General features: G+C 70.6%; 13 protein-coding genes and 1 pseudogene. 11 read left to right on the top strand and 3 right to left on the bottom strand.

Annotated features, from left to right (window positions below; all coding sequences use genetic code 11):
• Window positions 1–557, top strand: a 557-nt coding sequence (locus VHK87_RS01045; protein ID WP_329633040.1) for a PadR family transcriptional regulator, incomplete at its 5' end; no start/stop codon positions are given.
• A gap of 39 nt (window positions 558–596) precedes the next feature.
• Complete coding sequence (locus tag VHK87_RS01040; protein ID WP_329633039.1) at window positions 597–1085, top strand: hypothetical protein; 489 nt, start codon at window positions 597–599, stop codon at window positions 1083–1085.
• Between the two features lie 101 nt (window positions 1086–1186).
• Here VHK87_RS01040 and VHK87_RS01035 read toward each other — a convergent pair whose 3' ends face one another.
• On the bottom strand, window positions 1187–3250 hold the full coding sequence (locus tag VHK87_RS01035; protein WP_329633038.1) for a prolyl oligopeptidase family serine peptidase: 2064 nt from the start codon (window positions 3248–3250) through the stop codon (window positions 1187–1189).
• A gap of 150 nt (window positions 3251–3400) precedes the next feature.
• Here VHK87_RS01035 and dapF point away from each other — a divergent pair, with 150 nt between their 5' ends.
• The 3 genes from dapF to VHK87_RS01020 are packed head-to-tail and all read left to right on the top strand — an operon-like array spanning window position 3401 to window position 5951.
• A complete protein-coding gene (dapF, locus tag VHK87_RS01030; RefSeq protein ID WP_329633037.1) occupies window positions 3401–4225 on the top strand; it encodes a diaminopimelate epimerase in 825 nt (274 codons plus the stop codon).
• Window positions 4222–5472, top strand: a complete 1251-nt coding sequence (gene mtaB / locus VHK87_RS01025) for a tRNA (N(6)-L-threonylcarbamoyladenosine(37)-C(2))-methylthiotransferase MtaB (RefSeq protein ID WP_329633036.1) — start codon at window positions 4222–4224, stop codon at window positions 5470–5472. The genes dapF and mtaB overlap by 4 nt, the downstream gene beginning before the upstream one ends.
• Window positions 5469–5951 (top strand): GFA family protein, encoded by a 483-nt coding sequence (locus VHK87_RS01020; RefSeq protein WP_329633035.1) that lies wholly within the window; start codon window positions 5469–5471, stop codon window positions 5949–5951. The genes mtaB and VHK87_RS01020 overlap by 4 nt, the downstream gene beginning before the upstream one ends.
• Here the strand turns inward: VHK87_RS01020 and VHK87_RS01015 are convergent.
• Window positions 5948–6601 (bottom strand): trimeric intracellular cation channel family protein, encoded by a 654-nt coding sequence (locus tag VHK87_RS01015; protein ID WP_329633034.1) that lies wholly within the window; start codon window positions 6599–6601, stop codon window positions 5948–5950. The two genes, VHK87_RS01020 and VHK87_RS01015, sit on opposite strands and share 4 nt — an antisense overlap.
• 75 nt (window positions 6602–6676) lie before the next feature.
• Between VHK87_RS01015 and ftsY the strand changes: the two genes are divergently transcribed.
• From ftsY to VHK87_RS01000, 3 genes are all read left to right on the top strand, one after another.
• Window positions 6677–7612, top strand: coding sequence for a signal recognition particle-docking protein FtsY (gene ftsY / locus VHK87_RS01010; protein ID WP_329633033.1), 936 nt, complete (start codon window positions 6677–6679; stop codon window positions 7610–7612).
• Window positions 7609–8187 (top strand): inner membrane-spanning protein YciB, encoded by a 579-nt coding sequence (locus VHK87_RS01005; protein ID WP_329633032.1) that lies wholly within the window; start codon window positions 7609–7611, stop codon window positions 8185–8187. Before ftsY ends, VHK87_RS01005 begins: the two co-directional genes overlap by 4 nt.
• Window positions 8188–8273: 86 nt before the next feature.
• Entirely contained in the window at window positions 8274–8792 is a 519-nt protein-coding gene (locus tag VHK87_RS01000; RefSeq protein WP_329633031.1) for a MarR family winged helix-turn-helix transcriptional regulator, read from the top strand.
• A 164-nt stretch (window positions 8793–8956) separates the two neighbouring features.
• Here the strand turns inward: VHK87_RS01000 and VHK87_RS00995 are convergent, their stop codons facing one another.
• The gene (locus VHK87_RS00995) at window positions 8957–9592 is read right to left on the bottom strand and encodes a helix-turn-helix domain-containing protein (RefSeq protein ID WP_329633030.1); all 636 of its coding nucleotides are present in this window, start codon (window positions 9590–9592) and stop codon (window positions 8957–8959) included.
• Between the two features lie 214 nt (window positions 9593–9806).
• Here VHK87_RS00995 and VHK87_RS00990 point away from each other — a divergent pair.
• From VHK87_RS00990 to VHK87_RS00980, 3 genes and pseudogenes are all read left to right on the top strand, one after another.
• A pseudogene (locus VHK87_RS00990) lies at window positions 9807–9995 on the top strand (TetR/AcrR family transcriptional regulator); the annotation flags it as partial.
• A gap of 111 nt (window positions 9996–10106) precedes the next feature.
• Window positions 10107–11201 (top strand): glycosyltransferase family 1 protein, encoded by a 1095-nt coding sequence (locus VHK87_RS00985; RefSeq protein ID WP_329633041.1) that lies wholly within the window; start codon window positions 10107–10109, stop codon window positions 11199–11201.
• A 79-nt stretch (window positions 11202–11280) separates the two neighbouring features.
• Window positions 11281–12387 (top strand): substrate-binding domain-containing protein, encoded by a 1107-nt coding sequence (locus tag VHK87_RS00980; RefSeq protein ID WP_329633029.1) that lies wholly within the window; start codon window positions 11281–11283, stop codon window positions 12385–12387.
• Window positions 12388–12618 lie beyond the last annotated feature (231 nt).

Here is a 12618-nt window from a genome sequence, read left to right as displayed (position 1 = left end):
GTTTCCACATGCACCATCACCACCGGGCTCGCTGGTCACGGTTTCCCTTCGGTCACGCCGGTCCCGGCGGCCATCACCGGGGCCGCCGCGGCGGCCGGCTCGGCCGGATGTTCGAGCACGGCGACCTGCGCCACGTGCTGCTGGCCTTGCTCGCCGAGAAGCCCAGCCACGGCTACGAGCTTATGCGCGAGCTGGAGGAGCGCACCGGCGGCGCCTACCGGCCGAGCCCGGGCGTGGTCTACCCAACCCTCTCGATGCTCGAGGACGAGGCCCTGATCCGGCCGGCGGGCGGGGAGTCCGGCCGCAAGCTGTTCGAGGTCACCGACGCCGGCCGCGCCTCGCTGGAGCAGCAGCGCGCCACCGTCGACGCCATCTTCGCCCGGCTGAGCGAAGCCGCCGCCGCCTCGGCGCTCGCGTCGCCCAAGGTCCTGCGGGCGATGGAGAATCTGAAAACCGCCCTGCGCCTGCGGCTTTCGAACGGCCCCATCGCCGAGGGTCAGATCGAGGCCATCGCCGCCGCGCTCGACGAAGCCGCCGCCAAGGTCGAGCGGATCTGAGGCTGGCGCGCAGCTGCCGGGGCGCTGTATGACGGCGTTATGAAGCTTCACCTTGCGCTCGTCGTCGCCGCCGTCACCTTGTCAGGCTGCGTGAGCATGTCCCGCTCGGAGGCCGTGGCCCCGCTCTCCGCAGACCTCGCCCAGGGCAGCCGGGTCTCGGAGATCCGCCTGAGCCGCTCGGACGAGCTGAAGGTCACGCCCGGCTTCGATGATCTCTTCAAGAGCCGTGTTCAGGCCAAGCTGGACGCCTGCGCGACGGGCGACCGGCCGCTGCGCCTGGAGGCCGAGCTCGAGCGGCTCGACAAGGCCAATCCGGTGGTCACCGCCGTGGTCGCCGGCTCCAACGTGCTGCGCGGCTCGGCCCGGCTGGTGGATGTGGCGACCGGCCAGGTCGTCGCCGACTACAAGGTCGGCAAGACCATCGTCGGCGGCCGCTTCGCGGTGGTCGTCATGGGCGAGGCCGAGGAACAGCTCTCCGACGCCTTCGGCGAGGAGCTGTGCAAACAGGCGTTCACGCCGGCGGAATGATCCAGTCATCCCGGCCGCAGCGAAGCGGAGAGCCGGGACCCGGTAACGGCGCGCGTGAGTCTGGGTGCCGGGTCGGCCTGGCGGCCGCCCGGGATGACGGGTCAATCCATCAGCTTCTGCGTCAGGTAGACGTAGTGCCGGGCCCAGCGCTGTGAGTTGAGTTCGGGATCGGTCGCGTTGGCGTGGCCGCCGAAGGTGTTCTCGAAATAGACGTACGGTGCGCCGAGCGCCTCCAGCCGGGCGGCGAACTTGCGCGCATGGCCGGGGTGGACCCGGTCGTCCCGAGTGTTGGTGGTGATGTAGGGCTCGGGGTACGTCACCTCCGGCTTCAGCAGCTGGTAGGCCGAGTAGCGGGCGATGAAGGCGCGGTCCCCCGGGACCTCCGGATCGCCGTATTCGCCGACCCACGAGGCGCCCGCCGACAGCCGGTGGTAGCGCAGCATGTCGATCAGCGGGCTCTCGATCACCACCGCACCCCACAGCTGCGGGTTCTGGGTCATCGCCACGCTGGTCAGCACCCCGCCGTTGGAGCGGCCGTAGATGCCGAGCCGCCGGGGCGAGGTGACCTTCTTCGCGAACAGGTCCTTGGCCACCGCCGCGAAGTCGTCGAACGCCCGCTGCCGGTTCTCGCGCAGGGCGGCCTGGTGCCAGGCCGGGCCGAACTCCCCGCCGCCGCGGATGTTGGCCAGCACATAAGCCCCGCCGCGCTCCAGCCAGATCTTGCCGAGCTCGGGCCGGTAGGCGGGCGTCTCGGCGACTTCGAACCCGCCGTAGCCGTACATCAGGGTCGGCGTGGAGCCGTCGAGCTTCGCGTCCTTATTCGACATTACGAAGTAGGGGATCTTCGTCCCGTCGGCGCTCGTCGCCCAGAATTGCTGCACCTTATGTTGCGCAGCATCGAACCGGGCGGGCAGGGTCTTCACGCTCTCCGCGCGGGCATCGCCGGCGTCGGCCAGCCACAGGGCGTCGGGCGACAGGAAGCCCTCGGTCATCACGAACAGCGTCTCGTCCTTGGCCGACGCGCTGACCAGTGCGACAGACGCCTCCTTCGGCAGCGGCAGGCGCTTGACGGCCCAGCGACCGCCGTCGCGGCGCCAGATGTCCACGGCGCCTTTCACCTCGTCCAGCAGGGCGACGACCAGCGAGCCCCCGGTCTCCGCCGTCTCGGTGATCGCCTGCCGCTCGGTGGGCTGGAAGATCAGCTCCAGCTTCGCGGACGTGGGATCGCGCTTGAATTCGGCGATCGGCAGGCCGACCAGGGCGCCGGCCGAGAAGCCTGCGAACGGCTCCTGCAGCGTGAAGATCGCCCGCCCGTCCACATAGGCCTGGTAGCTCGCCTTGCGCGGCAGCGGCAGCTTCTGGGGGCCGGCTTCGGTCAGCAGGCTGAATTCGCTCTCGAAGAAGGTCAGGCCGCGGCTGGCGATCAGGCCGTCCACCGCCCCCTCGCCGCGCAGCACGATGGCGCTTGCCGAGACGTCGGTCCTGGCGCCGCGGAACACCTCGGTGGCCGTCCCGTCGCGGCGGACGGTCTTCAGCACAAACGGATAGCCGGAGGCGGTGACCTCGCCCTTCGTCCACTCGCGTCCGACGATAAGGGTGTCGGCGTCCAGCCACTCGGCGTCCTGCTTGCCCTCGGCGAAGCGGAAACCGGCGTCCACGAACCGGCCCGAGGTCGCGTCGAACTCGCGGATCTCCACCGCATCGCCGCCGCCGTCCGACAGCCGCACGAGGCAGCGCGTCTCGGCGGGCTTCAGGCAGGGAGCGCCGTGAAAGAACCAGTTGCGCCCCTCGGCCTTGGCGAGCGCGTCAACGTCGATCAGCGTGCGCCACCGCGGCTGTGCGCTGGAATAGGAGGCCAGGCTCGCATGCCGCCACAGCCCATGCGGATGCGCCTCGTCCTGCCACAGGTTGTCGACGCCGCCGGCCCGCAGGCGCGGGATCGGGATGCGGTCCTTGGCGGTGAAGATCGCCCGAGCTTCGGCCAGGTAGGTCTGGTAGCGCGGGTCCCCCTCTAGCCGGGCGCGCGCCTTGGCGTTCTGCGCCTCGACCCAGGCCATGGCCCTCGGGCTGTCGATCTCCTCCAGCCACGCGAACGGATCTTCCTGAGCTGCAGCGGGGCCGGCGGCAAGCACGAGGGCGGCGAGGCCCGAAATCACTGACTTCATCAGGCCTTGATAGCCGAGCGACGCCGCGTCGAGCCAGCCCGCGATGCACACAACCCCCATCCCGGATCGGCCTGCCGGCCGTCCAGGATGAGGGGTGGAGAAAAGCCGCCGCGTGCGCCGCCGCAGCTTTTTCCCTATATGCGCAGTCGCATGAGCCGTCCGTTCCTCAAGATGAACGGGCTCGGCAACGACTTCGTCGTGGTCGACGCCCTCGCCGCGCCGTTCGCCCCCTCGGCGGACGAGGTGCGGGCGCTCGCCGACCGCGGGCGGGGGATCGGCTGCGACCAGCTGGTGGCGATCGAGCCGTCCACCGCGGCGGACGTGCGGGTCCGGTTCTGGAACGCCGACGGCGAGGCGGTGGGCGCCTGCGGCAACGCCTCGCGGTGCGTCGCCCAGTGGGTGATGGACCGCACGGGCAGGGACGCCGCCGTGCTGGAGACCGACGCCGGCCTGCTGTCGGCGACGCGCGCGGGCCGCAACGTCACCGTGGACATGGGCCGCCCGCGCCTGCGCTGGGACGAGATCCCGCTGGCCGAGGACATGGACACCCGGGGCATCGAGCTGCAGGTGGGCCCGATCGACAACCCCGTGCTCCACACGCCCGGCTGTGTCTCCATGGGCAACCCGCACGTGGTCTTCTTCGTCTCCGGCGCGCAGGCCGCGCCGGTGCGCGAGGTCGGGCCCCTCATCGAGCGGCACATGCTGTTCCCGGAAGGCGTCAACGTCGGGTTCGCTCAGATCAAGGCCCGCGACCGCATCCGCCTGCGGGTCTGGGAGCGGGGCGCCGGCCTGACGCTGGCTTGCGGCACCGGCGCCTGCGCGGCGCTGGTGGCGGCGCACCGGCGCGGGCTCGTGGACCGCAGGGCGACCCTGGAACTCGACGGCGGCGAACTGGTCATCGAATGGCGCGTCGAGGACGACCACGTGCTGATGACCGGCCCGGCGGTGCTGGAGTACGAGGGGACGCTGCCGTGAGCACGGTGGACATCGTCACCTTCGGCTGCCGCCTGAACGCCTACGAGAGCGAGCAGATCAGGGCGCGTGCGGCGGAGGACGGGCTGACCGACGCGGTGGTGTTCAACACCTGCGCGGTGACCGGCGAGGCGGTGCGCCAGGCGCGGCAGGCGATCCGCAAGGCCCGGCGCGAGCGTCCGGGGGCCAAGCTGATCGTCACCGGCTGCGCGGCGCAGATCGATCCCGCCGCCTTCGCCGCCATGGGCGAGGTCGACCTGGTGCTCGGCAACGCCGAGAAGGCCGCGCCGGGCGCCTACGCCCCGCAGGCCGAGCCCGGCCGCGTTCGGGTCGGCGACATCATGAGCGTGCGGGAGACCGCCGGCCATCTCATTGACGGCCTGAAGGACCGGGCGCGGGCCTACGTCGAGGTGCAGAACGGCTGCGACCACCGCTGCACCTTCTGCGTCATCCCCTACGGGCGGGGCAACTCCCGCTCCGCGCCGGCCGGCGAGATCGTCGGGCAGGTGCGAAGGCTGGCCGCCGACGGCTATCGAGAGGTGGTGCTGACTGGCGTCGACCTGACGAGCTGGGGCGCCGACCTGCCGGGGGCGCCGAGCCTTGGCCAGCTGGTCGGGCGGATCCTGCGGCTGGTCCCGGAGCTGCAGCGGCTCAGGCTCTCCTCGATCGACGCGGCCGAGATCGATCCGGACCTGATGCGCTGCCTGGCCGAAGAAGAGCGGCTGGCGCCCTACCTGCACCTGTCGCTGCAGGCCGGCGATGACATGATCCTCAAGCGTATGAAGCGGCGGCACCTGCGGGCCGATGCGCTCCGGCTGGTGCGCGAAGTGCGGGCGGTGCGGCCAGACGTGGCCTTCGGCGCCGACCTGATCGCCGGCTTCCCGACCGAGACCGAGGCGATGTTCGAGAACACGCTGGCCCTGGTGGAGGAGGCGGGCCTTTCCTTTCTGCACGTCTTCCCGTTCAGCCCCAGGCCCGGAACGCCGGCCGCGCGGATGCCGCAGCTGCCGAGGCCGGTGGTGAAGGCCCGCGCGGCGCGGCTGCGCGCGGCGGGCGAGGCGGCGCTGAGCCGGCATCTGGAGCGCCAGGTCGGGCGCGAGGTCGCGGCGCTGGTTGAGCGGGCGGGCCTGGCCCGTGCGGCGGATTTCACAGAGGTCGCCTTCGACGGCGAGGCGCCGGCCGGCGAGATCGCCGCCATGCGCGTAATCGGCCGCGACGGCGCCCGGGCCTATGCGGAGATCATTCGATGACGCAGCCCATCACCGGCGGCTGCCAGTGCGGCGCCATCCGTTTCCGTGTCGACGGGGAGCTGGGCGAAGCGACCATCTGCCATTGCCGCATGTGCCAGAAGGCCTTCGGAGCCCTCTACGGGCCGTTCGTCCGGGTGAAGCTGGCCGAGCTGACCTGGACGCGGGGCGAACCGGCGAGGTTCCAAAGCTCCAACAAGGTGCGCCGGGGCTTCTGCCGCGATTGCGGCACGCCCCTGACCTATGAAGAGGACCAGGAGATCATCGACCTCACCATCGGAGCGTTCGACGATCCCACCCCCATCCGGCCGGTGAAGCAGTTGGCGACCGATCGCGCCGTGCCGTGGGTGCACGAGGTCCCGGCTATCCCGCACAGGCCGATCGGCGGATCCAAGGGCCTGTCCGAGTTCTTCGGGGCCATCGTCTCTTACCAGCACCCGGACCACGACACGGCCGAGTGGCCGCCGCGGGATCGTTCCTAGTCCCGGTCTCTCCCGTCCAGGCGGGACTCCTCGTCCTTGCCGGGGAACCCGGGCAGCGACCAGTTGAAGATGATCGCGCAGGCCCGCAGCGCGAGCGCGGCGGCGAAGCCGGCGAGGCCGGCGGGCAGGGCGGCGACGCCGACGAGCTGCAGGCCGACGAACACCGCAGCGCCCAGCAGGGCGGCGGTGATGTAGATCTCCCGGCGCAGCAGCACCGACGGCTCCTCGGCCACCACGTCTCGGATGATCCCGCCGCAGGTGGCGGTCAGCACCCCCATGACGATGGCCGGCAGCGGCGGGACGCCGAAGGCCGAGGCCTTGGCCGCGCCCACGACGGCGTAGGCGGCCATGCCGAGCGCGTCGAGCCACAGCAGAAGGCGGGCGCGGAACCTGCGGTCGCCGAACACCCAGACCGCCGTGCCGGCCCCCAAGCAGACCACCAGGTAGGAGGGCCGATCGATCCAGAACACCGGCGCGTCGATCAACAGGTCGCGGAGCGTGCCGCCGCCGACGCCCGTTATCGCCGCGAAGAAGCCGAAGGTGACGATGTCGTGCTTGCGCCGGGCGGCCGCCAGCGCCCCGGTGGCCGCGAATACGAACACCGCCGCCAGGTCCAGGAGCGCAAAGGTGCGTTGCAGCGTGTCGTCCATGCCGCCGAGCTTAGGCGGGCCAGCCCGCGCGGGCGAGGGTGACGGCTCATCGCCGGACCGCTAGAAGGCGCCTCCATGACCGAACCCAAGAAGGGCTGGTTCCAGCGGCTGGCCGACGGCCTGTCCCGCTCCTCTAAGGCGATGACCGACCAGGTCGTCGGGAGCTTCAGCAAGCAGCCGCTGGACGAGGAGAGGCTCGACGAGCTCGAGGAGATGCTCATCGAAGCGGACCTCGGGCCCTATTCGGCGGCCCGGATCCGCAACCGCTTCGCCGAGGAGCGGTTCGGCAAGAGCGCCGACGAGCGGGAGATCCGCGAGGCCTTGGCCGCCGCCATCGGCGACGAGCTGTCCGCCCGGGAGGGCGACTTCGAGCCGCTCTCCGGCCCGCGCCCGTACGTCGTCATGTTCATCGGCGTGAACGGCTCGGGCAAGACCACGACGCTGGGCAAGATCGCCGCCGACCTGACCTCCCGCGGGGCCAGGGTGCTGATCGTCGCCGGCGACACCTTCCGCGCCGCCGCGGTCGAGCAGCTGAAGGTCTGGGCCGAGCGGGCCAGGGCCGACTTCATGAGCAGGCCCACCGGCTCGGACGCCGCGGGCCTGGCCTACGACGCGCTCGAGAAGGCCAAGGCGGAAGGCTACGACGTGGTGCTGATCGACACCGCCGGCCGGCTGCAGAACAAGCAGGGGCTGATGGACGAGCTCCTGAAGATCATCCGGGTCGTGAAGAAGGTTGAACCCGAGGCGCCGCACGAGGTGCTGCTGGTGCTCGACGCCACCGTCGGACGCAATGCGCTGGCCCAGGAGAACATCTTCGGCAACCAGATCGGGGTCACCGGCATCGTCATGACCAAGCTGGACGGCACCGCCCGCGGCGGCGTGCTGGTGCCGGTCGCCCAGGCCTCGGACTCGCCAATCAAGCTGGTCGGCGTGGGCGAGGGGATCGATGATCTGCAGCCGTTCCGGGCCCGGGCCTTCGCCCGCTCGCTCGTCGGCCTGGAGGACGCATGAGCGCCAGCAAGACCCAGCGGCGCGTGCGCGCCTTCGTCGACTACTTCGGCCCGCTCTGTTTCCTCGCCGGCTTCCTAATCACCCGGGACGTGGTCCAGGCGACGGCCGCCCTGGTGGCCGGCTCGGCGGTCGCGCTGGTGGTCGGTTTCGTGGTCGAGAAGCGGATCGCGCCGATGCCCCTGGTGGCCGGCGGCGCGGCCCTGCTGTTCGGCGGGCTGACGCTGGTCTTCAAGGATCCGCGCTTCATCTATGTGAAGCCGACGGTGATCAACCTGGGCTTCGCGGCCTTCCTGCTGGGCGGCATGGCCCTGAAGCGCAACCCGCTGAAGGCGCTGCTGGGCGAGGCCTTCCGGCTGCCGGACCACGCCTGGCGCACGCTCACCCTGCGCTATGGGATCTTCTTCGTCTGCGTGGCGATCCTCAACGAGATTGTCTGGCGCACCCAGCCGGAGGCGGTCTGGGTGGCCTTCCGCTTCCCCGGCCTGCAGATCCTGGCGCTGGTCTTCTCCTTCACCCAGATCCCGCTGATGATGAAGCATCACGAGGACGAGCCGGCGCCGCCGCCGACCGAGTAGCGATCCGCCGTGCACGGAGCGTTGTCGTCAAACTGACGCGTTTGGCGGCTAGAGCTTGGCCAGAATCATCAGGAGCAGGCCGCCGCATGGCGAAGGCCAAATCCGAAGCCAAGGCCGGCGTCGCGGCGCTCGAAGCCTCCGTCAGCCATCTGCTGCATCGGGCCGTTCAGCTCGCCGACGACCTGCACGCCGACACCTTCGGCGCCGACGGCCTGACCCAGCGCCAGTTCGCCCTGCTGGCGGCCGTCGAGGCGAAGGAGGGCGCGGCCCAGGCCGAGCTCGTCCAGCTGACCGGCATCGACCGATCGACCCTAGCCGAACTTACCAGCCGAATGATCACCAAGGGCCTGCTGGTCCGCGAGCGCTCGGAAGTCGACGGGCGGGCGAACGCCGTGCATCTGTCGGAAGCCGGCCGCGAGGCGCTGTCCGAGGCGCGCGCGCGGATGAGCGCTGCGGACGAGCGCCTGCTGAGACGCGTCGGCGGCCGCGGCCGGCGGGCGGCGTTCCTGGAGATGCTGACCGAGATGCTGTCGGGCGAGCGGCCGGGCAAGGCCGAGAGGAAGCGCGACAAGGCGGCGAAGAAGAAGACCAGGAAGGCGGCGTAGCTTCCCTCCCCCTCACGGGGAGGGTGGACCCGAGCACAGCGAGGGACCGGGTAGGGAGATTAACGTGTCCGCCAAGAGCTCCGGCCAGCGCGATCGAAGTCCCACGCTTCCCCACCCCGTCAATGCTTCGCATCGTCGACCCTCCCCATGAAGGGGAGGGGAGACTACTCTGGCCAGAGGTCGTGGATGTCGCCCTTGCGGTTGAGGACCCGCACCGCGCGCTTAACGACCTGCAGCAGGCGCGCCCGGCGGGCCTCTTCGTCGAAGGTCATGGAGCCTCGCGCCAGGCCCTCCAGCATGAAGCGGCCGAGGTCGCGGCTGGTCTGGAACCTGGGGTCCTCGCCGGCCTGGGCCAGCGCCAGGAACCGATCGCCAACCTGGTTGTGGTCGAAGGCGCTCTGGGCGCCGGCCAGGCGCTCGCGCAGCATCGGATCGGTGCGGGCCGCGGCCTCCAGCTCGGCGAAGGCGACGAACGGTACGGTGTGGAGCAGGGCCCAGTAGGCGTCGATGGCCTGCTCGGCTGCGTCGATGCCCGGAGCCGCCGGCCGCGAGGCGGCCTCTTCGAACAATCGTGCCCGCTCGACCTCGATGTGGGCGATGGCGGCCTCCACCAGCTCCTCGCGGCTCGGGAAGTGGTAGAGCATCGCCCCGCGCGTCAGATTGGCGGCTTCCGCGATCAGCGCATTGGTGGCGGCGTGGTAGCCCACCTCGGCGAACAGCCGCATGGCCGCATCCAGGATGCGTGCGCGAGTGCGGCGAGACTTCGGGGTCTCTTTGGCGGGATAGGTTCTAATGTCCATGGCGGCGGGGAGGCGCTTGGGTGGCGGCTTACCTATGTCCACGCTGGGCCGTACGCCAGTGGCGAGCTTCGCTTTTGTTGGTTTGACCGCAAATTAGCCCACGGATGCGGCGCTCACGCCGCAGGATCGGGCGAAATTGGCATGTCGCCGTTATGCGAACGCGAATCACCGCGCCGGTTGACAGTTGGGGCGAACTCATGACAGTGCCGCTGTCATGACTGACGCCCCTTCGGGCCCCTCGCTGCGCGACCGGCAGAAGGCGGCCACCCGTGACGAGATCCTGCGCGCCGTCGGCCGCCGGCTCGAGACCACCTCCCTCGAGGACTTGTCCTTCGCCGAGATCGCCGCCGAGGCGAAGGTGGGTGAGCGGACCGTCTATCGGCACTTCCCCACTAAGGAAGCGTTGCTCGGCGCGTTCTGGGCCTGGATCCAGACCCAGGCGGTGGCCCGCGACAAGCCGGCCGCCCTGCCGCCCAAGGAGGCGGCCGTTCCCCACGCCGACACCCACAAGCCGATGCGCATTCTCTTGGCCACCGACGCCTGGGAGCCGCAGGTCAACGGCGTGGTCCGCACCCTGACCCGGGTGGTGCAGGAGCTGCGCGGCATGGGCCACCAGGTGGAGGTCGTCAGCCCCGACCAGTTCAAGACCTTCCCCCTGCCCACCTATCCCGAGATCAAGGTGGCGATCGGCGTCTACGAGCCGGTGCAGGAGCGGTTCAAGGCGTTCGAGCCGGAGGCCATCCACATCGCCACCGAAGGGCCGATCGGCCTGGCGGCCCGGCGCATCTGCGTGGAGTGGAAGCTGCCGTTCACGACCAGCTACCACACCCGCTTCCCGGAATACGTCTCGGCCCGCCTGCCGCTGCCGCTGGCCGCCGGCTACGCCTACATGAAGTGGTTCCATAAGCCGTCCGGCCGGCTGATGGTCGCCACCCCCACCATGCGCGACGAGCTGACCCGCCACGGCTTCCGCAACATCTCGGCCTGGTCGCGCGGAGTGGATACCGAGCTCTTCCATCCGCGCGGCGCGAACGATCCCGACATCTTCGCCCATCTGCCCAGGCCGATCTTCCTCTACGTGGGCCGGGTCGCGGTGGAGAAGAACATCGACGCCTTCCTGGGCCTCGATCTGCCCGGGACCAAGGTGGTGGTCGGCGACGGGCCGCAGAAGGAGGAGCTGGCGGCCAAGCACCCGAAGGTGGTGTTCACCGGCTTCAAGAGCGGCGCGGAGCTGGCCGCCCACTACGGCTGCGCCGACGTGTTCGTCTTCCCCTCCCTGACCGACACCTTCGGGCTGGTGATCCTGGAAGCCATGGCCACCGGCACGCCGGTCGCGGCCTACCCGGCCCCCGGTCCCATCGACATCATCCCAGGCTCCGGCGCCGGCGTGCTCGCCAAGAGCGCCACCGAGGGCCTTCGCGAGGCCTGCCTGGAGTGCTTGACGCTCGACCGCGGCCGAGTGCGCGCCTTCGCCGAGACCTTCTCGTGGAAGAACTGCGCCGAGGACTTCCTGCGTAACCTGCAGCCCTACCCCGAGCCGGAGAAGACCCGCTTCTGGCGCCGGCTGCGGCGGCTGGCGCGCGTGCGGCGCCGGCCGAAGGCGGCGTAGGGTCAAGCTGTCACCAGTTTGTCGCTGAACTGTCGCATAGGGGTGTTAGGCGGCGAGCGCCTCAATGGGAGCCCTTGATATGCGACTGATTTCCACCCTCGCCGCGGCGAGCGCCGCGCTCGCGCTGGCCGGCTGCGGCCAAGGCGGCGATGCGAACAAGCAGGCGGCCGGCGCGCCCGGCGGCGAAGGCGCCGCGGGCGGCGGCGGCGGAAGCACCGACCAGGTCTGGGTCGCCGGCTCCTCGACCGTCTTCCCGTTCGCCACCCGCGTCTCCGAACAGGTCTCCCGCACCACCGGCGGCACGGCCGCCAAGGTCGAGAGCCTGGGCACCGGCGGCGGCATCAAGCTGTTCTGCGGCGGCGTCGGGACCAGCTATCCGGACGTGGCCACCGCCTCCCGCCCGATGAAGAAGTCCGAGTGGGACGCCTGCCAGCAGGCCGGGGTCACCGAGATCGTCGAGCTGAAGATCGGCTACGACGGCATCGTGGTCGCCAACGCCCGCAACGGCGCCAACTACAACCTCAGCACGGAACACCTCTACAAGGCGCTGGCCGCCGAGGTCCCGAGCGGCCAGGGCTTCGCGCCCAACGCCGCCAAGACCTGGCGTGACGTGGATCCCAGCCTGCCGGCCGACCGAATCCAGGTCTACGGCCCGCCGCCGACCTCGGGGACCCGCGACGCCTTCTCGGAGCTGGCCATGGAAGCCGGCGCGCAGGCGATCCCGGCGCTCAAGGCGCTGAAAGGTTCGGACGAGAACGCCTTCAAGCAGCGGGCCCACACGGTGCGCAGCGACGGCGCCTGGATCGATTCCGGCGAGAACGACAACGCCATCATCCAGACCCTGGAGAAGACCCCGGGCTCGGTCGGCGTGTTCGGCTTCTCCTTCCTGCAGAACAACCTCGACAAGGTGAAGCCGGCGGCCATCGGCGGCGTGCAGCCGTCGCTGGCGGCGATCTCGGACGGCTCCTACCCGTTGTCCCGCTCGCTCTACATCTACGTGAAGAAGGCCAACATGGCCGCCAAGCCGGCCCTGCAGCCCTACGTCACGGCCTTCGTCTCCGACGCGGCGGCCGGGCGTGGCGGCTACCTGCTGGAGCGGGGGCTGATCCCGCTGCCGGACGCCGAGCGCAAGGCCCAGCAGGCCGCCGCGCAAGGCCTTACGTCGATGGCGGCGCCGGCGAAGTAGCACCCACCCTGTCATCCCGGACGGCCGCCAGGCCGATCCGGGATCCAGGGCGACGCTTGAGCGGCCCTTCGGGGCCCGGCTCTCCGCTGCGCTTCGGCCAGGATGACGAGGTGTTTTAGGCGGCTTTGGGAACCAGGACCGGGACGCGCCGCGCCGCCGCTTCCGTCCAGCTGACGATCGAGAAGCGGCCCTGGTGGTCCTCCACCAGGGCCGTGCAGCTTTCCACCCAGT

It is taken from the genome of Phenylobacterium sp., assembly GCF_036263695.1.
Classification (GTDB): Bacteria; Pseudomonadota; Alphaproteobacteria; order Caulobacterales; family Caulobacteraceae; genus Phenylobacterium.
This window is presented reverse-complemented; position numbering and strand designations above follow the sequence as displayed.